Origin of the sequence: Beggiatoa alba B18LD, assembly GCF_000245015.1 — a bacterium.
GTDB classification, from domain to species: domain Bacteria; phylum Pseudomonadota; class Gammaproteobacteria; order Beggiatoales; family Beggiatoaceae; genus Beggiatoa; species Beggiatoa alba.
This window is the reverse complement of record NZ_JH600070.1, coordinates 464,552-484,913: the sequence shown is the minus strand read 5'-3', so window position 1 is coordinate 484,913 and position 20,362 is coordinate 464,552. Positions and strand designations below refer to the sequence as shown.

Here is a 20,362-nt window from a genome sequence, read left to right as displayed (position 1 = left end):
TACTTTCTCTCTCTTTTACCTATTCTCAGTTGCGGTGACCCCTTATGGATTTAACACCTTACCTTAAGCTGCTAACAGAAAAAAACGGCACGGAGCTGACTTTAGTAGCGGGTGCCGTCGTGAAAATGAATATCGGCGGGGAAGAAAAACCCGTCGGTAAAACCCCATTAACTGCGGAAATGACAAAAACAGCCGCCTTCAATATTTTGAGTGACGCGCAAAAAAAGCAGTTATCCCAAGCAAAAGAGCTTGAATTTAATTATCAATCTCCAACAGGAACGAATCAATATCAAATTATTGTTACCTTAAATGCCAAAGGTGTCGCGTTAATTGTTCGTCCAATGAAAGCAAAAACAGAAGAAAGTAAACCCAATCCAAAAGGGGCTGCTTTTTCCTTTGCACAAGATGAGGGAATTCGCGTATTAGGTGAAGCCCCTGCAAAACGGCTAGATATCCTTCCATATTTAGAAGTATTAGTAAAACAAGATGGTTCAGACTTTTTCTTAACCACAAATGCCCCCCCTTGTTTTAAGAAGTACGGCAAAATTGTACCAATGGATGGGTATATGCTCACACCCGAACTGATTAAAACAGCGGTGTACGGCATTATGACTGATGAGCAAATTGAAGAATTTGAGAAAACCAAGGATTTAGACTTTGCCATTGCGCTACCTGATGATAGCGCACGATTTCGGGCAAACGCCTTTTACCAACGCCGAACAATGGGCTTGGTCATGCGTTTGATTCCCTCAAAGATTCCAACCGTTGCCGAATTAAATTTGCCCGAAATTTTGCAAGAATTAATCATGCAAAAACGCGGATTATTAATCATGGTCGGTGGAACAGGGTCAGGAAAATCAACCTCATTAGCTGCCATGATTAACCATCGGAATCAATGTAGCGCGGGACATATTTTAACCATTGAAGACCCTGTCGAATTTTCACACCCCAACATTTTATCCTTAGTGAATCAACGCGAAGTTGGTACAGATACCGCTTCTTATGCCCGTGCGTTAAAAGCCTCTTTACGAGAAGCCCCCGACGTTATTCTGATTGGGGAAATCCGTGATAGAGAAACGATGGAGGCTGGATTAGAACTCGCCAACACAGGACACTTATGTTTAGCGACCATGCACTCGAATAACGCTAACCAAGCCTTAGAACGGGTTGTGAACATGTTCCCGCATGAAATGCATAACCAATTATTTATGGATTTATCCTTAAACTTACGAGGGGTTATTTCACAACGTTTAATCCCAGATGTGCGGGGTAAACGGGCAGCCGCTATCGAAGTGATGATTAACACACCCCATATCGCAAACTTAATTCTCAAAGGAGACTTAAACGAGTTAAAAGAAGCCATGCGAGGCAGTGGGGTTAAAGGCATGAAAGCCTTCGATGATGCCTTATACGATTTATACAAAGATGGTCGTATTAGCCTAGAAGAAGCCTTAAAAAATGCCGACTCACGGAATAACTTAGAAGCTAAAATTAACTTCGGTTAATCAATGGGTTTATAAAATAAAAAGCCATGTTACTATTTAACCAGAGTACGGCGATATTTATAAAATAAAACAGAGACCTGCTAGGTTTTCAAAACTTAGCAGGTCTTTTTTTGTCTGAATCAGAATTCACAGAATTTTCAGAATTAGCAGAATTAAAAAACGTGATTCGCATTACTTGGTTTAAGCGGTTTAAATTCTGTTAATTCTGGTTCAGACAAGCTGTTGTCTTTTTAAAAGAATCTCGCCGTACTCAAGTTATTTACAAACATGGCTTTTTTTATGCCTGATAATTAACAAATAACTATACAGCTTTTAATTTTTCCACAATGAAATTAATCGCTTCATTAAATGGCACAACTTGCACATTTTCATCACGCCGACCTTTATACTCAACCGTACCCTCATCCAGTCCTTTATCACTGAGGACTAAACGGTGCGGAATGCCGATTAATTCCATTTCCGCAAACATCACACCGGGGCGTTCTTTACGGTCATCGAATAATACGTCGATACCTGCATCCTGTAATTGCTGATACATTTTCTCAGCCGCTTCGCGTAAACGCTCGGATTTAGCCATATTCATCGGTAAAAGAGCGACAGTAAATGGAGCAATAGCAGTGGGCCAAATAATGCCTTTTTCATCATGATTTTGTTCAATCGCAGAGGCTACAACGCGGGTGACACCTAAGCCATAACACCCCATTAACATGGTTAAAGCGCGTCCTGTTTCATCTAAAACAGTCGCATTCATCGCGCTACTATATTTCTCACCCAATTGGAAAATATGACCGACTTCAATACCACGTGCAATGCCAAGTACACCGTTACCATCTGGACTTGGGTCGCCTGCTTCAACGTTACGGATATCCATCACTTCAGGTTCAGGTAAATCACGTTTCCAGTTGACCCCGACAAGATGTTGTCCATCTTTATTCGCACCACAAACAAAATCGCTTAAATGCGCGGCACTGCGGTCAGCGACAATTTTAACCGTTAAACCGACAGGTCCGATAGAACCAATACTGCAACCAATTACCTCTTTAATTTTCTCAGGACTGGCAAAGGTTAAAGGGCTAGCAACATTAGGATGTTTACCTGCTTTAATCACATTTAAAGTATGGTCGCCACGGAGAACAAACGCGACTAAACTACCATTTTCACCATTGACCAATAACGTTTTAACACATTGACTAGGCTTAACATTCAGGAATTGGCTAACGGCTTCAATCGTGTGCTGGTCGGGCGTATTCACCACCGCAAGACTATCCATTTTTGGCGCGGGGCGTTCACCAGCAGGGGCGAGGGCTTCCGCTTTTTCCACGTTTGCCGCATAAGTGCCCGTCGTGCTATAGGCAATTGCATCCTCACCAGAATCAGCCAGTACATGAAACTCATGCGAAGAATTCCCGCCAATACTGCCCGTATCAGCTAAAACAGGGCGATAGCGCAAGCCCAAACGGTCAAAAATACGACAATAAGTCGCGTGCATTACATCATAAGTTTCTTGCAAAGATGCTTGATTTGTATGGAAAGAATAAGCATCTTTCATCACGAATTCGCGGGCACGCATCACGCCAAAACGCGGGCGGATTTCATCACGAAATTTAGTTTGAATTTGATAAAAGTTTGCAGGCAGTTGTTTATAACTACGAATTTCACGGCGAATTAAATCCGTAATGACTTCTTCATGCGTAGGGCCAAAACAAAAAGGACGGTCATGGCGGTCTTTTAAGCGCAGTAATTCAGGGCCATATTGTTCCCAGCGTTTGGATTCTTCCCATAATTCAGCGGGTTGTACTGCTGGCATTAATACCTCTAACGCGCCTGATTTATCCATTTCTTTGCGGACGATGTCTTCTACTTTGCGTAATACCCGCATTCCTAAGGGCAACCAAGTATATAAACCTGCTGCTAATTTGCGAATAAGTCCTGCTCTGAGCATCAACTGATGGCTAATCACTTCTGCATCGGCAGGGGTTTCCTTGAGTGTTGCGAGTAAAAAACGCGATGTACGCATGTCGATAATGCCTTGTGTTTAAAAAGGATTGATTTGAAGGGTTTGGTATTTTTTAAGGACTTAATAGTATCTAAAAATGCTGGAGATTGTGCAATCTATTAACGAATCATTATTGTCTAAATCAAGATTTTCAGAATTAATAGAATTTAAAATTCTAAAAAAAACGATATGAATCAATCCATTTAATTCTGCTAATTCTGAAAACCTGTGAATCCTGATTCAGACAAACACAACCGATTTTAAAAAATAAAGTTATACATTTTTTTATCGTTGCTTATAAAATGCCCGCTTTAGGGCATGATGATGCGTAAATCCCCCCTAATAACCGCTTTAGGGCTTTCTTTTTTTCAAATGTAGATATTTCCGCAATGCAAATACCTGTTATGCAAACTCCCGCCATTCGTCACGATTGGCAATTTGATGAAGTCATGGCTTTATATCAACAACCCTTAAATGATTTGCTTTTTCAAGCACAATCAACACATCGGGCTTATTTCAATCCGAATCAAATCCAATTAAGTGCATTATTAAATATCAAAACGGGCGCGTGTCCTGAAGATTGTGCCTATTGTCCGCAAAGTGTGCGTTATGACACGGGGTTAGAAACCGCGCCGTTAATGGATATCGATAGCGTTTTAGCTGCCGCTCAACAGGCAAAAGCGCAAGGGGCAACCCGTTTTTGTATGGGGGCTGCATGGCGCACGCCGAAAGAGAAAGATTTGTTAAAAGTGGCGGAATTGGTGCGGGCTGTTAAAGCCTTGAATCTGGAAACCTGTTTAACCTTAGGCATGTTATCTGCGGAACAAGCGCAGTTGTTAAAAATGGCAGGGTTAGATTATTACAATCATAATTTGGATACCTCACCCGATTTTTATGAGCAAATTATCACCACGCGAACCTTTCAAGACCGTTTAGACACGTTGGAACATGTGCGCGAAGCAGAGATTAAAGTGTGTTGTGGTGGGATTGTTGGCATGGGCGAAAGTGTACAAGACCGTGTGATGATGTTGATAACACTCGCTAATTTAAATCAACACCCTGAAAGTGTGCCGATTAATCAGTTAATTAAAATTGAGGGAACGCCTTTAGCCGACGCGCCAGCCGTTGACCCGTTTGAATTTGTCCGTTGTATTGCAACTGCACGTTTATTAATGCCTGCCTCTTATGTGCGTTTATCCGCAGGACGGACGGAAATGGATGAAGCGTTACAAGCTTTGTGCTTTTTTGCGGGCGCAAATTCTATTTTTTATGGGGATAAATTATTGACGACGGCAAATCCTAATGCACAACAAGATGCACGTTTGTTTAAACGCTTAGGGATTCAAACGACGATGTAGTAATTAAAGTACGGATAATTAAAGACCTGTTAGGTTTTGAAAAACTAGCAGGTCTCTGTTTTAGTTTTTAAATCTCGCAAAACTAGGGTTAATAACATCTGTATTTATCGAGTAGCAAAAGCGTAGCTGTTAGCCGTCCGTCGATACAATTTATTAACTTGTTTAGCTTGCAATGTAGTTATTAACTGTTTTCCAATAATTTCTGCCAGTTTTACAGGCACAGCATTGCCAATCTGTCGCATTGTTTCACCCCAACTACCTGTAATAATAAAGTTTTTTGGAAATGTTTGAATTAATTTTGCTTCATATGTGGTGAAATAACGTACTGAGCCATCCTCATAACAAATCATATTTTCTCCACCTGGAACACCATGATCACCCGCTTTAATTGTTTTAGACGGTTGATTAATCTCGCTTCCCGTGTGTCCTAGATAAACTCTTGCTCCGTCTTTAAAAATATGGTCTGGAATAAAGTGTTGCTCATTTGGATGTGGGATATTCATTAAAGCATCTCGTACTGTTTGCCACGGTGCATCTTGCGGTGGAAATATCCCATATTTCTTTATAAGTATTTTTGCAATACGTTCATTATGTTGTGCTGGTAGTCCATGTTTTTTCCAGTATTCGCCCGTCACATACTTTTCCCAATTCAAACTATTTTCGGAGTGTGTCGACTCTGGGAATTTCCATTCCTTTTCCAAATCTGAACGAATACCAATAATCACGACTCGCTCACGCTTTTGGGGGATACCGTAATCAGCTGCATTCAACAACTTGTATGTCACATTATACTGAGAGCCATTGTATGTTTTTGGGGTTAGCTGCTTAAGTCTATTGAGATGTGTTTCCCAACTTTCTGCTGCTTTGATAATACAATTAGGGTAAGTCAACTGAAGTATGATGTACTCAAAATAATTGGAAAATGAAGCCCTTAAAAGACCTTTAACATTTTCAAAAAAGAAAGCTTTAGGTTGTAAATGCTCAATACAACGAATTGCATAAGGAAACATATCCCGTTTATCTCGATGAGCTTGATGTTTTCCTGCTAGCGAAAAGGGTTGACATGGTGGACCACCAGCAACGATATCAACCTGTTCAAGGTTATTTAAATCAAAATCTGCTATGTCACCCTCAAAAACAAGGTTAGGATTAAAATTTTTTCGTAGTGATACACAAGCATCTTTATTAAATTCAACAAATGACGCATGTTCGAATCCAGCCATTTCAAGCCCTTTAGCTAAACCACCAGTTCCAGAAAAAATTTCAAGCGATTTCACGTTAATTCTTCTTCAATTGTTTTAAGTGTTTTTCAATTTTATCAAGTATTTTATTTTTATTGTTTGGAACACCGTTGAGTCTTTCTGCCCAAACTCTTCCTGTATGAATAACATCCCAATCAGAACGTGCTTGTTCATATCTACCTTTCCCTGGATCGTGATTTCCAAATCCATCAACGCATGAGTTCCATAATGGTTGGTTAAGTTTGATGAGTGTTGCCTCAATTGAACCAATCATATCTGAACCTTCATTCTCGAAAAGCACAAATCTGCAAGAAAAATCCTCAAGACTTAAACCATTTACCGATAAAATGCTTCTGCTATGTTCTTTCAGACGAGAATATAACTCTGTGGACTGTGTCGTCATAGCATCTGAAGTTCTTGCTTGTCTCCAACCTTTAGGGACAGCTTTACCGACATAGATTGGAAAATCATACGATAAGCGATTTAACGCTTTGTAACGTGTATAAAGTGGATTTTCACCAGTGTAATAGAGTGCATATACTCCTGAACCTAAAAATCTTTCTGAAGGTGGTAACGAGTGAACTGGCGTGCCATTAAAAAATCGCACAGCGTCCTTTACCAATTCTGCAAATGCTGCATTGTGGTAAATATGTTTAGCTCTATTAAAAGGCTCTCGAATCATTTTTTATCACTTCAGCTAATGGTCTATTTATATAAAACGTATTTTAATTCAGCTCATCAGGCACATTCTGATTCAGACAACAAAGACCTGCTAGGTTTTAACAGGTCTTTTTCGTTGGGTTTAAATATCGTTAAGCAATTAATAACGCTGATTTTGCTAATGCTTTCAGACTTTCTTCTAAGGCTTGCATTAACAGTTCTTTTAATTGTTCAGGGGCAATTTGGATTTCTTGACCTGCTTGTTTGACGTTTAATTGCAAGCTTTTATCTGCAATTTTCCCTTCTAAAATAGTGACTAATGCATTTCTGTCGCGTGTACCGTCTAAGTAAGGTAATAATGCACCAACAACAGGATGTTCTAAATTCAGATTTTCAAACCGTAAGTTGTTGAGTTTTAATCCATGGGCAACACGCCAGCGAGCTAACGCGCTAACGGTGGGTTTGTTGCCCGCTTGTAAGACGAAAGGCAATGCGCCAACCTGTAACTCAATCAAGCCTTTGGTATAGGCTTGTAAGATAATATCGGCAATATGATTGAAAATAGCTTCTTTATCAGCAGTGATATTTGCGGGTAAACGGGTTTGTGTTTGTTCGACTAGCTCGACAAATGGGACAGCTCGCGGTAATTGTTCTAAAAGGTAAGTTAGGGCTGCAATTACGATAGGGCTATCAGTGACTAAATTACCTGATTGATTTATAAAGCATTTTTTGCCTTGTGGTATTTCTGTACTTTGTACTTCTGCTAAAGAGGAAACAACGGATAGATTGGTCACACGTTCCGCAGAAATCGCGCGTTTTAAAGGCACTTGTTGATGACATAGTAGGGAGTGGCGGAAATGCCGATTGCGTAAAAAGTCCATGTATTGTTCTTGATGGACTAAATCGTCTTTGAATAATTCAAGCGTTTGTGCAATTTCTGGTGGGAAGTTGCTGGCTAACATGGTGTGCAAATGTGCATCGCCTAAGTAATTGAGTTGATACGCGGCGGCTTGGGTGACAAATTCATGAAAATAAATCGGATTATTTTCTTCTTCTAAGAAATCATGGAATAAGTAAGATTCTTCTGAATTGGCAAAGAATTTAAATTCTTCATTTAAAAATAGGCTGTATGAATCTTGTCCTGTCTGGGTTGCATCGGCTAAAAATTTCCATAAAGCCCGCATTTGTGCAACCCGTTCTAGGGGGTCTTTAATATTTTGTGTGTGATACAACATCATATCGCGAATCGTGCCACGCATGTTCCAACCGGGTTTTGTGTTGTAACTGATATAAGCAACACCCATCGGGCTTAGATGTTGTTGGCAAATTTGGAGAATTTTTTCTCTGACTGTGGGGGAAACCCAAGAGTAAACCCCATGTGCAATGATGTAGTCAAATTGTCCTGCGTTTGCGTCAAAATCCATAATATTGATTTGGTTAATGACGAGATTTTTTAAATCTAATTCTTTAATGGCTTGTTGTGCGACGGCAACTTGACGTGCTGAGAGTTCTACGCCGACACAACGGCTTTTTGGGAACGTGTAAGCAGTTGCTAAAATATTTCCGCCACTGGCGCAACCTAATTCTAAAATACGGGCAGTTTCTGGCGCGGGTGGGTTCATGCCAAACAGTTGCGCAATTGCGGCAATGCGATGCGGTTGTGTGTAAGGCATGGCGTTAAATAAATAGGGAAGTTCATCGTAACTGTTGATGGATTCTACAGACATAGCGTTCTCGTGTGTTTTTTTATCTTAAAGAAAAATATTGGTGTGGTGATGTGATGATGCGGAATTTTTAAAATGAAGTAGGTTAATGTCCTGCAATCGTCATCGGTGCGAGTAGCCATGAACCTGTCAGAACACTGCCACGCTTTTCTAAATCGTTGCCGATGGCTTGTACAGATTGAAACATGTCTTTTAAATTGCCTGCAATGGTAATTTCTTGAACAGGATATTGAATCACGCCATTTTCAACCCAGAAACCACTAGCCCCCCGTGAGTAGTGTCCTGTTAGTAAATTAACGCCCTGCCCCATCAATTCGGTGACGTATAAACCTGTTCCTAATTGTTGTAGTAGGCTATCTAAATTTCCCGTAGTGCTATCAATGGTTAGATTAAACACACTGCCTGCATTGCCTGTGGTTTGTAGTCCTAATCTACGGGCGGTATAGCTATCTAATATATAGCCTTGTAACACGCCTCCGCGAATAAGCTCACGTGCTTTTGTTGCAACGCCTTCCCCATCAAAAGGTGCACTGGCTAAGCCTTTTAAAAGGTGTGGATTTTCTCGAATATTGACGATTGGGGAGAAAATTTGTTCCCCAACGGTGTCTAGTAGAAATGAGGCTTTACGGTATAGGCTCGCGCCTTGTATCGCGCTGATTAAGTGGCCAATTAAACCAACTGCCATCGGTGCACTGAATAGTATCGGGGCTTGTTGTGTGGGTAAAGAGCGGGGATTTAAATAGCGTAACGCACGTTCAGCGGCAATTCTGCCTACATTTTCCGCTACGTCTAATAATTGTGGGTCACGGCTGGCGGTGTACCATGAGTCGCGTTGCATTTGTCCTGTGGGGGATTCTTGTGCGATAGCACGACAATTGAGCGAGTGGCGGGTACTTTGCCAACCGCCAATAAATCCATGTGTGTTGCCATAATAGCGAATGACCGCGTTTTTACTGATTCGACTATCGGCACTGGATTTGATGCGCGTATCAACAGCACAAGCGGCATGTTCCATGCGTTTTGCCAGTTCTATGGCTTCTTCTGTGCTGATTGTCCATGGGTGATACAAATCTAAATCAAGAATCTGTGTTGCCATTAAATTAGCATCAGCAAGACCAATATATTCATCGCCTTGCGTATGGCGGGCAATATCACAAGCGGCTTGAATCGTTTCTTCTATTGCGGTTTCACTCAAATCGTTACTACCCGCAGAGCCTTTTTGTTGCCCCATATAGACGCTAATCGCAAAGCTTTTGCCTTGATGATGTTCTATTGTGTCAACGTTTTGCTGACGGACAGTGACTGTTTGCCCATGAGTGAGGCGTAAACTGGCTTCTGCGCTACTTGCGCCGTAATGTTTTGCTTTTTCTAAAACGTGGGCTAATCGTTGTTCAAATTCGTGTGCTTGCATGTGTTTATGATGAATAAAAATTGCTTAAAAAGTGTTTGTTAATACGCATTATTTTAAATATTATCAGGTTATTACTTTGTCTTTATTGAAAATAATTAATTAACAGGGGTTAATCGTATGTTTTCATTATCGAGGTGCATCATACCTTGAAACGCAGAGAAAAACAGGATTTATCATTGTGGATAAGATGTGTTGTTATGTCATAACAGTATTCAGATTTTTATAAAAATTTCTTTGAAGCACATAGTATCAATTTAACAACTGATGGTATTTAATGCGTAGCGTGAATGTTGATTGTTTACATGATTTTTACGAGTGAGAAATGTCATGCAGGTATAGGGTTCTAAAAAATATTAAAGTTTGAGGAGCAAAACCGTGAAATTAAAAATAGTTGCAGGTGTTGTCGGGGTAGTCTGTGCCATGCAAACCAGTACATTATGGGCAACGAATGGCTATATGGCGCATGGATTTGGTACTAAAAGTAAAGCATTAGCAGGCAGTGGCGTTGCCTTACCGTTAGAAGGTTTAAGTGCAGGAACGAATCCCGCGTTAATGTTAGATGTGGGTAATCGTTTAGACGCTGGGTTATCCATTTTTTCACCACGTCGCAGTTATACCGCTGATGATAATGGTTCTGTGGGGTTTGCACAGATTGAAGCAGGAATGTATAAAAGTGATAAAGATTATTTTCCAATCCCTTATTTTGCATACAATAAAGTTTTAAATGAATACAGTAGTATCGGTGTTGCTATCAGTGGTAACGGCGGAATGAATACTGAATATCCAACGGCGGTTTATGCCGCGTTTAATAATCCTTATGGACAAGCTAGCTCGCCGACTGGGGTCGATTTCGCACAATTATTTATGGGAATTCCTTACGCTTATCGCGTGAATGCACAAAACACGGTAGGCGTTATGCCTATTGTTGCTATGCAATGGTTTAAAGCCTATGGGTTAGAGCCATTTGCGCCGTTTTCCAGCGCGCCTGAAGCCTTAACAAATAATGGGCATGATTATTCGTATGGTGGCGGTTTTCGGATTGGTTGGCTTGGGACACTGAATGAACAATGGTCACTTGGTGCTTCCTATCAAAGCCGTTTATATATGACAGCACTTGATGATTATAAAGGCTTATTTGCAGAACAGGGCGATTTTGATACCCCCAGCACGTTTACCATCGGCACTGCGTTTAAAGCTACGCCTGAGATAACCTTATTATTAGATTGGCAACGTATTAATTATTCAGAAGTCGCAACGGTCGGCAATGCCTCTGATTTAATTTTTATGGCGGGAGAAACCTTATTAGGTACAGATGACGGCTTAGGTTTTGGCTGGAAAGATACGGATGTTATTAAATTCGGGGTGCAGTGGGTATATAACCCTCAATGGACATTACGTGCAGGATATAGCCACGCTAGCGAAGTAATTCCCGCAACACAGGCATTATTTAACATTCTTGCCCCCGCAACTGTGCGTAAACATGTCACTGCGGGCTTTAGCTATCAGTGGGATAAAAATATGGAGATTAATATGGCGTTTATGTATGCCCCTGAAGAGAAAGTCAACGGGACAAACCCCAATACAGGTGAACAGACAGGCAGTATTCAATTACATGAGTATGAAGTAGAAATGGGGGTTAGTTGGCGGTTCTAAATTTAAAACTGCCAGTCCTTGAAGGGCTGGCAGTTTTTATTTTAAGGCTATTCGCGTATTAACGATTAGAGGTTACAAACTCCCCGCGACATCCAGCATCCACCCAAATACCTCGCTTGTCATAGCCCCACGTTTCGCCGAACTTACAAGTTGCATTACTCAATTGACGGTACAACTTAACCCCACGACGGGTATTCATTTCACAAAATGTGTAATTGTTATCTTGTGAACTACAAATAACACTTTGTGTCGAATTATTGCCACTATTCCGATCACGGTTACGATTGTTATTATTGTTTTCAATCGAAAACTCAGCGCGACAGCCATCATTAACCCAAATACCACCGCTATCATATCCCCATGAGTCATTATAGCGACAGTTTGCATTGCTCAGTTGGCGATAAAGTTGTACTTTACCACGCACATCTGCATTGCAATACGTGTAAGCCCCATTGAAAGAACTACAGGTTATCCGATTATCACTACTGTTATAGTTTTGATTATAATCGCGGTTACGGTTTTCATAATCAGGATAATAACGGCGCATTCTGCTGTTATCATTCTCATTATTCCAATCATCACGATGATGCCAGTCGCGGTTACGGTCTTTGTCGCGCTCATCATAACGATTATTCCAATCTTGACGGGCAGGCGGTGGATTATCACTCCGTCCACGATCATAGTTATCCCACTTATTAGAATTCACGATAGCACCTTGCCCACGCTGACTTGGTGGAGAAGATTGCTCCGCTTGCGGGGGTTTTTGTTCACTCCCTGCACCCGTATCAAAGCGATCCCACTTGCTATCCGCCATCACCATACTAGCACTGCAACTAAGAACCGCGAAAACAGTTGAATATAACCATCTATGAGTGAAAGTGTTCATGTTATTTACCTCTGCACGGACTACGTATGAGAGATATTTATCCTTGTATCAGTTTAAGTATATCTATAAAAAGCAAGCGTTATACCAACTTACTTAAAAATCTTTCCCATTTAACTATTTAGACTAAAACGAATACACGAAGAAAGACAAATAAGCACGGTCATATAATACTTATCATAGCTAATTTAACACTGTTTTTTTATAGATTGCATTCCTGATAGATAAGCCATCATGTTTCTTCGATGACAACCTTTTTATTTTTAAAAATGGCTCTTATTTAAGCGAAATACACCTTACGATTTTGCCATCTTAATTTTTTGGCACTAAACAGATTGTTTCTTTCAATAAAACAACCGAGTTTCAACTTATGACAGCAACACAACCGACAACACATTTACCAGTCACACATTATCAAACCTTAATCAACCAAGTCATACAACAAATTACACAAGTGATTCTAGGTAAAGAACAACAAATTCGTTTAGTGCTAACCTGTTTACTCGCAAGAGGACACGTCCTATTAGAAGATGTGCCTGGTGTTGGAAAAACAACACTAGCGCATGTATTAGCAAAAACTTTAGGCTTAAGTTTCCAACGGATTCAATTCACCAGCGATTTACTCCCCGCTGATATCATTGGCGTTTCCATCTACAACAAAGAATCTGAACAATTTCAATTTCATATTGGACCCATTTTCGCGCAAATGGTACTTGCTGACGAAGTCAACCGTGCAACACCGAAAACCCAAAGTGCTTTATTAGAAGCGATGGAAGAACACCAAGTTACCATAGAAGGACAAACCCACCCGCTACCTAAGCCGTTTTTTGTACTTGCCACACAAAACCCACTCCACCAAATCGGTACATTCCCACTACCAGAATCCCAGCTTGACCGATTTATGATGCGTTTAGAACTAGGCTATCCTAATAAAGAAACCGAGCGGGCGTTACTCAAAGGGCGCGACCGTCGCGAAATGATTGACGATTTACAAGCCGCGATTAACCTTGCAGAAATTCTTGAATTACAATCGGCTGTCCCACAAGTACACGTCTCTGACGCACTGATTGACTACGTACAAGCCATTTTAGAATTTACCCGCCAATCTACTCGCTACCGTCTTGGCTTATCTCCCCGCGCAGGCTTATCCCTAATACACAGCGCGCAAGCATGGGCATTGATACACGGGCGTGACTATGTACTGCCTGATGATGTACAAGCGATTATTGCGGGTGTCGTTGGTCATCGCCTGATGGGCGCGGCAGAAGAACACAATATACAAAGTTTGGTACAACACTTATTAGAATCTGTGCCGATTCCATAACGTAACCCGAGTTCGGCGAGTTTCTGTTAAAAAGACAAGCATTTGTCTGAATCAGGATTCACAGGATTTTCAGGATTAGCAGGATTAAAAAGCGTCATTCACCTGACTTTTTGGTTTGCGGGTTTTAAATCCTGCTAATCCTGATTCAGATAATTTTTTAATACGCCCAAACGCTTTCTAATGCCCACAAATCGGCTAACATCTCCCGCTGACGAATAATTCGACTTTCTCTACCATATACCATAATCTCCGCAACCCGTGGGCGAGTGTTATAGTTAGAACTCATTGCAAAACCATAAGCTCCTGCGGAACGAATCGCTAATAAATCCCCTGCTTGTAGAATCAATTCACGGTCTTTTGCTAAAAAATCGCCTGTTTCACAAATAGGACCGACAATATCATAGGTTTGTAACGTTCCTTGTTGATGTGGTGCGATGGGGCTGACTGCTTGCCACGCGCTATATAACGCAGGGCGAATTAAGTCGTTCATCGCAGCATCGATAATGGCAAAATGTTTGTCAGGCGTTTGCTTTAAATATTCAACCTTTGTCACTAATACGCCTGCATTCGCTACAATCACTCGTCCCGGTTCAAAAACCAATTGATAAGGACTATTTCCTACAACACTTTGCAAGGCTTGTGCATAATCTGCGACACTTGGCGGGGTTTCTGCGTTGTATTGAACCCCTAATCCTCCTCCAAAATCGATATGCTTTAACGTGATTCCTTGCTGTTTTAAACCTTCTACCAATTGCATCACCCGTTGTGCGGCATCGATAAAGGGTGTAATCGTGGTTAATTGCGAACCGATATGACAGTCAACCCCTGTAATATCAATATGTGGCAATTGTGCTGCCATGGCATAGACTTGTGGCGCGAGAGTAATATCAATACCGAATTTATTTTGCTTCATCCCTGTTGAGATATAAGGATGTGTTTGCGCATCTACATCAGGATTAACGCGCAACGATATAGGCGCACGCTTGCCAATTTGTCCCGCAATCTCATTTATGCGCAATAGTTCTGCTTCTGATTCGACATTGAAACAAAAAATGCCGACTTCTAAAGCGCGTCGTATTTCTGCAACAGTTTTACCAACGCCTGAAAAGACAATCTTATTTGCCTGTCCGCCTGCTTGTAATACGCGCTCTAGCTCGCCACCTGAGACAATATCAAACCCTGCACCTAATTGAGCAAGGACATTTAAAATAGCAAGACTGGAATTTGCTTTCACGGCATAGCAAATTAAATGCGGGTAATTCGCCAATGCATTATTAAATAAATGCCATTGTTGCTCTATTGCTGTTCGGGAATACACATAGCACGGCGTGCCATATTGTTGCGCTATGTCGACTAAATTGACATCTTCAGCGTGTAACACGCCATTTTTATACTGAAAACAATCCATTTATTTCAATCTCATTCATTGGTCTTAGGAGTTACGGGCGGTTCAGGTGTTTTCTTCGCTGTTGCAGACATCGCTTGTACTTCTTCAGGCACAGGACGCACTAAATCTCCTTTCTGCCCACAAGCTGCCAAGCTACAACACCACAACACAATAGATAAACTTGATAATTTTTTCATAAAAATTCGCGCAAAATAAGAGATAATAACTATAAAACCGTCCAATGACCCACCACAATCATCAGTAAGTACATATCAATATGATAAGATAAAAATCTTTTTCTCACGTACAACATAATGCAAGATTCTGAGTTACATAAAAATATTGCTATTCTTATCCCTGCAAAAAACGAAGCCGACAGTGTTGGTGCTGTTATACGAGGGATTAAACGTTGTTTTTCAGGTCAAATCATCGTTATTGATGATGCCAGCCAAGATGAAACAGCTAGCATTGCTCGACAAGCGGGAGCTTATGTTATTCCATTGGCTTATTCACTTGGCGCATGGGGCGCAACACAAACAGGATTACGCTACGCATGGCAACAAGGTTATGCGGTTGCCATTACGATGGATGCAGACGGACAACATGAACCCGACTCAATTCCCATTCTCCTTGCAGCACTAGCTCCTGCTAACTGTGATGTTGTTATCGGTGCACACCCCCAACGAGGTAGTTTTGCCCGCCGTTTTGCATGGTCACTGTTTCGCTGGCTTTCAGGCGTAACATTAGAAGATTTAACGTCAGGGCTTAGGGGGTATAATCAAAAAGCCATTAATATTCTTGCCTCTAGTGAAGCAACGCTTCTTGATTATCAAGATATGGGGGTTTTAATGCTCCTTTCTCAAAACAATTTAATCATTGAAGAAGTGCCGATTTCCATGCAACCCCGTCGCAATGGGCATTCACGGATATTCAGCTCATGGTGGGCAGTCACTCATTACATGATTTACACGCTTATTCTTTGCCTTGCACGCTCAAAGCGCATTAAAATCAGGCAACTTAAACCATTTAACCCCCTTATTTTTAAATGACCTACCAAGTGACTTCTGCAATTTTAGGATTTGGACTTGCAACAACGATTCTCTGGCTAATTCGCCGAGACCGTTTACATGGTCGACATGCTTTTTGGTGGCTATGCACTGCATTTTTTGTCGTGCTACTGGGCGTTTTTCCAAAAATTATCGACTATTTCGCGCTCAAACTCGGCATTAATTACCCGCCGACCCTACTATTTGTTTTAGGGATGAGTATGATATTAATCAAAGTATTAAGCATTGATTTACATCAGTCGCAACTAGAACGCAAAATGCGTCGTTTAGCGCAACGATTAGCATTGTTAGAAGCGGAACATCATCAAAACCGTAAACAGCCTATTGATGAGTTATCTGATGATAAATAAGCAACTGTCTGCTACTTAAACACCCTTAAAAGAGCCCTGCATATCATGTCAGAAACCAACGATAATTTAAAAAAACTGCAAGAAATGGGGTTTAACCTAGATATCAATAATACAAGCCCTGCATCTGCGCCAACAACATCAGCGACGGAAATTCCTCCCTCGTCTTCAGTCAACACAGAAAACGCAATAAAAACGCCAGATGTCCCAGTTAATCCCGTTCTTTCTGAAGCATTAACCCCATTCACAATAGAATTTGTTGCCACGCTCTTTCCCAGTGTTTCCCGCCGTAACATAGAAAAATATCTCATGACTATCTTATCGGCATTTCAAACGATAGGACTGACAGATAAAAAATTAGTCTTACTCGCCATCGCTACTATTCGCGCTGAATCTGTACGCTTTGAACCCATTAGCGAATATAAATCTAAATATAATACGTCTCCAAATGGTCGCCCGTTTGACCTTTACGACAACCGTGCTGATTTAGGCAACCAAGGTGCGCCCGATGGTGAACGCTTTAAAGGTCGTGGCTTTATTCAACTGACAGGACGGGCAAATTATCAGAAATATGGCGATATTCTAAAGTTAGAAACAGCATTGATTGATAATCCAGACCTCGCTAATGACCCCATGATAGCGGCTGAATTACTCGCCCGTTTTATCCTAGACAAAGAAACCCGCATTCGACGGGCATTAGAAAATAATGATTTAAAAAGCGCACGCCGTGCTATTAATGGCGGTTCTCATGGTTTAAAAGAGTTCAGCGAGGCTTATTTAAAAGGCTTGGCAATTTTGGAAGGGCAAGCGGTTTAATATAGTAAACGTACTATAAAACGATGCCGATGACTGGCAGTCCTAAATTTAACGCTAGTTCGGCGAGTGGCGAAAACCTTTTAGAATTTTTCAACTAAAAAATGTAGGGTGGAATAACAAAGCGTATTCCACCATACGATTTATAGCAAACGTATTATAAAACGACATGAAGGACTGGCAGTCCTCACAGGACTGCCAGTCCTAGATTTAAATCACTTTATGATATGGTTACTATATAATCTGTTTTTGCTCAGTTTTTGCAGAATTTCAAGGTGGAATACGCTTCGCTATTCCACCCTACAACATTCAAACTGTTGTCTTTTTAAAAGAAACTCGCCGTACTCAGGTTACGTTTACTATACCTGTTGATAAAAAAGAAAGGGCTGGCAGTCCTCACAGAATTGCCAGCCCTAAAATTGGGTTCTTAACCTTGATAACGTTGGAATACTAGCGTTGCATTAGTACCGCCAAACCCAAAGCTATTAGACATCACTGTATTTAACGTTGCGTCGCGGTATTCGCGCACAATCGGCACACCTGCTGCACCTTCGTCTAACTCAGTGATATTTGCTGATGCACTGATGAAGTTATGCTCCATCATGATTAAGCTATAAATTGCTTCATTCACACCTGCCGCGCCTAATGCATGACCTGTTAAAGATTTTGTGGAGCTAACGGGCGGAATGTCATTTGCGAATACGCCTTTAATCGCTTCTAATTCGCGGATGTCGCCAACGGGTGTGCTTGTCCCATGTGCGTTGATATAGTCAATTTTCCCTTGTGTGGTTGCAAGTGCTTGACGCATACAGCGAATCGCGCCTTCGCCTGAAGGTTGCACCATATCATAACCGTCGGAAGTTGCGCCATAGCCGACGACTTCGCCGTAAATTTTTGCACCACGGGCTAAGGCATGATTTAACTCTTCTAAAACGACAATCCCACCACCACCTGAAGCGACAAAGCCGTCGCGGCTTGCATCATAAGGGCGGGAAGCGGTTTCTGGTGTGTCGTTATATTTGGAGGATAACGCGCCCATTGCATCAAACAGGAGGGTTAAACTCCAATGGACTTCTTCCCCTCCACCAGCAAAAACAATATCTTGTTTTCCTAACTGTATGAGTTCAGTCCCATTGCCAATACAGTGCGCACTGGTTGCACAAGCGGAGCTGATGGAATAATTCACCCCTTTGATTTTAAAGGGTGTTGCTAAACACGCTGATGTCGTATTTGCCATCGTCCGTGTGACCATATAAGGACCGACTTTACGCACGCCTTTACTACGCAGTAAATCCGTTGCTAATACTTGGTTAGCAGGAGATGCACCACCAGAACCTGTAATAATGCCCGTGCGTTCGTTGGAGACATCCGCCTCACTTAAGCCCGCGTCCGCTATCGCTTCTTGCATGGCGATATAATTAAAAGCGGCTGCATCGCCCATAAATCTTTTTATTTTTCTATCAATGTTTGCATCTAGGTCTAACTTGATCGCGCCATGAACATGGGAACGAAAACCAAGATCGGCATATTCTTGAGAAAAGCTAATACCTGAGCGTCCTTCACGCAGGGAGGTGAGTACTTCCTGTTTATTGTTGCCGATACTGCAAACAATTCCCAGCCCTGTCACCACAACACGTCTCACTATAATTCTCCTTTTATCTTAGAAACTATCGGTAGAGGTAAATAAACCGACACGTAAATCTTTCGCGTTATAGATTTCTTTGCCATCCACCAACATCACCGCATCACCAATACCCATGACTAATTTACGCATGATGGTGCGCTTAATATCGATTCGATAGGTCACCAATTTATTTTTTGGGGTGACTTGCCCTGTAAATTTTACTTCCCCTGATCCTAAAGCGCGTCCCCGTCCAGGTCCACCTAACCAGCCTAAGTAGAAACCAATTAATTGCCACATCGCATCTAATCCTAAGCAACCAGGCATCACAGGGTCGCCAATAAAATGGCAGTCAAAAAACCATAAATGGGGTTCTATATCTAATTCAGCAACAATATTTCCTTTACCAAATAAACCGCCATCCTCAGTAATGGTGACTATTCGATCAAACATGAGCATTGGTGGCAAGGGTAGTTGAGCATTGCCCGCTCCAAACATTTCGCCACGCGCACATTGCAATAGTTCTTCATAAATATAGCTGTTTTTCTGTTCCATTGAGGTTTCCTGTTTGTCACCAACGCATCGATGATGATTTCATTGGAATATTGGGTAATTAAAATGTGCTAATTTAGCATTAATTCGCTTAGATAGCAGGGATTATTCTTAAAAGGTTGTGTATTTTAGGGGAATCTCAGGTTAAAATCGCGTTTTTTCTATTTTTCATGGATTTTTATTTATAATTGGATGATTTTTATGTTGAATATGCAAATTTCAGAGTTGGTAGCAGGGGTAGATGAAGTTGGACGTGGTCCTTTAGCGGGAGCGGTTGTTGCAGCAGCAGTTATTTTAAATCCTGAAAAGCCGATTATTGGTCTAGCAGATTCTAAAGTATTGAGTGAAAAGCGTCGGTTAATCTTAGCAGATGAGATTCGAGAACAGGCATTAGCATGGGCATTAGGACGTGCTGAGGTGGAAGAAATTGATGCCATTAATATTTTGCAAGCGAGTTTATTAGCAATGCAACGTGCGGTTGCACAGTTAGGGGTAACACCTCAATTAGTTTTAGTGGATGGCAATAAATGCCCAATTCTGCCTTATCCAACACAAGCCATTGTGCAGGGAGATAAAACTGTGCCCGCTATCAGTGCCGCGTCTATTTTGGCAAAAGTGGTGCGTGATCAGGAGATGGTGGAATTAGATAAACAATATCCGTTGTATGGACTGGCGCAACATAAAGGCTACCCCACAAAAGCACATCTATTAGCTTTACAACAACATGGGGTTAGCCCTATTCATCGCCGTTCTTTTGCACCTGTTAAAGCGTGTTTAACATCGGTATGAATTCGGCAGGCAGTGGTAACAAATTCATTTT

General features: G+C 41.4%; 18 protein-coding genes. 8 read left to right on the top strand and 10 right to left on the bottom strand.

Translation table 11 applies throughout. From position 1 onward, the window contains the following. The first annotated feature begins 44 nt into the window (after positions 1-44). Positions 45-1,505, top strand: a complete 1,461-nt coding sequence (locus BEGALDRAFT_RS01960) for a PilT/PilU family type 4a pilus ATPase (RefSeq protein ID WP_002683127.1) — start codon at positions 45-47, stop codon at positions 1,503-1,505. Positions 1,506-1,806: 301 nt separating this feature from the next. Here BEGALDRAFT_RS01960 and BEGALDRAFT_RS01955 read toward each other — a convergent pair whose 3' ends face one another. Continuing rightward, complete coding sequence (locus tag BEGALDRAFT_RS01955; protein WP_002683126.1) at positions 1,807-3,522, bottom strand: proline--tRNA ligase; 1,716 nt, start codon at positions 3,520-3,522, stop codon at positions 1,807-1,809. 368 nt (positions 3,523-3,890) lie between these two features. Here BEGALDRAFT_RS01955 and bioB point away from each other — a divergent pair, with 368 nt between their 5' ends. Further along, positions 3,891-4,859, top strand: a complete 969-nt coding sequence (gene bioB / locus BEGALDRAFT_RS01950) for a biotin synthase BioB (RefSeq protein WP_002683125.1) — start codon at positions 3,891-3,893, stop codon at positions 4,857-4,859. A 104-nt stretch (positions 4,860-4,963) separates the two neighbouring features. On the opposite strand, the gene BEGALDRAFT_RS01945 is transcribed toward bioB, so the two are convergent. From BEGALDRAFT_RS01945 to pmbA, 4 genes are all read right to left on the bottom strand, one after another. After that, on the bottom strand, positions 4,964-6,136 hold the full coding sequence (locus BEGALDRAFT_RS01945) for a DNA cytosine methyltransferase (RefSeq protein WP_002683124.1): 1,173 nt from the start codon (positions 6,134-6,136) through the stop codon (positions 4,964-4,966). A gap of 1 nt (position 6,137) precedes the next feature. Next, positions 6,138-6,782, bottom strand: a complete 645-nt coding sequence (locus BEGALDRAFT_RS01940; RefSeq protein ID WP_002683122.1) for an Eco29kI family restriction endonuclease — start codon at positions 6,780-6,782, stop codon at positions 6,138-6,140. A gap of 130 nt (positions 6,783-6,912) precedes the next feature. Further along, complete coding sequence (locus tag BEGALDRAFT_RS01935; protein WP_002683120.1) at positions 6,913-8,487, bottom strand: methyltransferase regulatory domain-containing protein; 1,575 nt, start codon at positions 8,485-8,487, stop codon at positions 6,913-6,915. Positions 8,488-8,569: 82 nt separating this feature from the next. After that, positions 8,570-9,895 (bottom strand): metalloprotease PmbA, encoded by a 1,326-nt coding sequence (gene pmbA / locus BEGALDRAFT_RS01930; protein WP_002683119.1) that lies wholly within the window; start codon positions 9,893-9,895, stop codon positions 8,570-8,572. A gap of 375 nt (positions 9,896-10,270) precedes the next feature. On the opposite strand from pmbA, the gene BEGALDRAFT_RS01925 reads away from it, so the two are divergent. Beyond that, positions 10,271-11,548 carry an OmpP1/FadL family transporter gene (locus tag BEGALDRAFT_RS01925; protein ID WP_002683117.1) on the top strand — a complete coding sequence of 426 codons (1,278 nt, stop codon included), beginning with the start codon at positions 10,271-10,273 and terminating at the stop codon, positions 11,546-11,548. A gap of 58 nt (positions 11,549-11,606) precedes the next feature. Here the strand turns inward: BEGALDRAFT_RS01925 and BEGALDRAFT_RS17720 are convergent, their stop codons facing one another. Next, the gene (locus BEGALDRAFT_RS17720) at positions 11,607-12,434 is read right to left on the bottom strand and encodes a DUF3011 domain-containing protein (RefSeq protein ID WP_002683115.1); all 828 of its coding nucleotides are present in this window, start codon (positions 12,432-12,434) and stop codon (positions 11,607-11,609) included. 367 nt (positions 12,435-12,801) lie between these two features. On the opposite strand from BEGALDRAFT_RS17720, the gene BEGALDRAFT_RS01915 reads away from it, so the two are divergent. After that, positions 12,802-13,755 (top strand): AAA family ATPase, encoded by a 954-nt coding sequence (locus BEGALDRAFT_RS01915; RefSeq protein WP_002683112.1) that lies wholly within the window; start codon positions 12,802-12,804, stop codon positions 13,753-13,755. A gap of 157 nt (positions 13,756-13,912) precedes the next feature. On the opposite strand, the gene lysA is transcribed toward BEGALDRAFT_RS01915, so the two are convergent. Both lysA and lptM read right to left on the bottom strand, forming a co-directional pair. Then, positions 13,913-15,163: a diaminopimelate decarboxylase gene (gene lysA, locus BEGALDRAFT_RS01910; protein WP_002683110.1), complete on the bottom strand. Its 1,251-nt coding sequence runs from the start codon at positions 15,161-15,163 to the stop codon at positions 13,913-13,915. Positions 15,164-15,174: 11 nt separating this feature from the next. Beyond that, complete coding sequence (lptM, locus tag BEGALDRAFT_RS19100; protein ID WP_002683108.1) at positions 15,175-15,339, bottom strand: LPS translocon maturation chaperone LptM; 165 nt, start codon at positions 15,337-15,339, stop codon at positions 15,175-15,177. 117 nt (positions 15,340-15,456) lie between these two features. On the opposite strand from lptM, the gene BEGALDRAFT_RS01905 reads away from it, so the two are divergent. Genes BEGALDRAFT_RS01905 through BEGALDRAFT_RS01895 form a run of 3 tightly spaced genes read left to right on the top strand, consistent with a single transcriptional unit; the run spans position 15,457 to position 17,372 of the window. Next, positions 15,457-16,191, top strand: a complete 735-nt coding sequence (locus tag BEGALDRAFT_RS01905; RefSeq protein WP_002683106.1) for a glycosyltransferase family 2 protein — start codon at positions 15,457-15,459, stop codon at positions 16,189-16,191. 8 nt (positions 16,192-16,199) lie between these two features. Continuing rightward, a complete protein-coding gene (locus tag BEGALDRAFT_RS01900; RefSeq protein WP_198284589.1) occupies positions 16,200-16,559 on the top strand; it encodes a DUF2304 domain-containing protein in 360 nt (119 codons plus the stop codon). 45 nt (positions 16,560-16,604) lie between these two features. Beyond that, a complete protein-coding gene (locus BEGALDRAFT_RS01895; protein ID WP_002683104.1) occupies positions 16,605-17,372 on the top strand; it encodes a glycoside hydrolase family 19 protein in 768 nt (255 codons plus the stop codon). Positions 17,373-17,796: 424 nt separating this feature from the next. Here the strand turns inward: BEGALDRAFT_RS01895 and fabB are convergent, their stop codons facing one another. After that, positions 17,797-19,011, bottom strand: a complete 1,215-nt coding sequence (gene fabB / locus BEGALDRAFT_RS01890; protein ID WP_002683102.1) for a beta-ketoacyl-ACP synthase I — start codon at positions 19,009-19,011, stop codon at positions 17,797-17,799. An 18-nt stretch (positions 19,012-19,029) separates the two neighbouring features. After that, the gene (gene fabA, locus BEGALDRAFT_RS01885; protein WP_002683101.1) at positions 19,030-19,545 is read right to left on the bottom strand and encodes a 3-hydroxyacyl-[acyl-carrier-protein] dehydratase FabA; all 516 of its coding nucleotides are present in this window, start codon (positions 19,543-19,545) and stop codon (positions 19,030-19,032) included. A 198-nt stretch (positions 19,546-19,743) separates the two neighbouring features. Here fabA and rnhB point away from each other — a divergent pair, with 198 nt between their 5' ends. Further along, positions 19,744-20,331: a ribonuclease HII gene (rnhB, locus tag BEGALDRAFT_RS01880; protein ID WP_002683100.1), complete on the top strand. Its 588-nt coding sequence runs from the start codon at positions 19,744-19,746 to the stop codon at positions 20,329-20,331. Positions 20,332-20,362 lie beyond the last annotated feature (31 nt).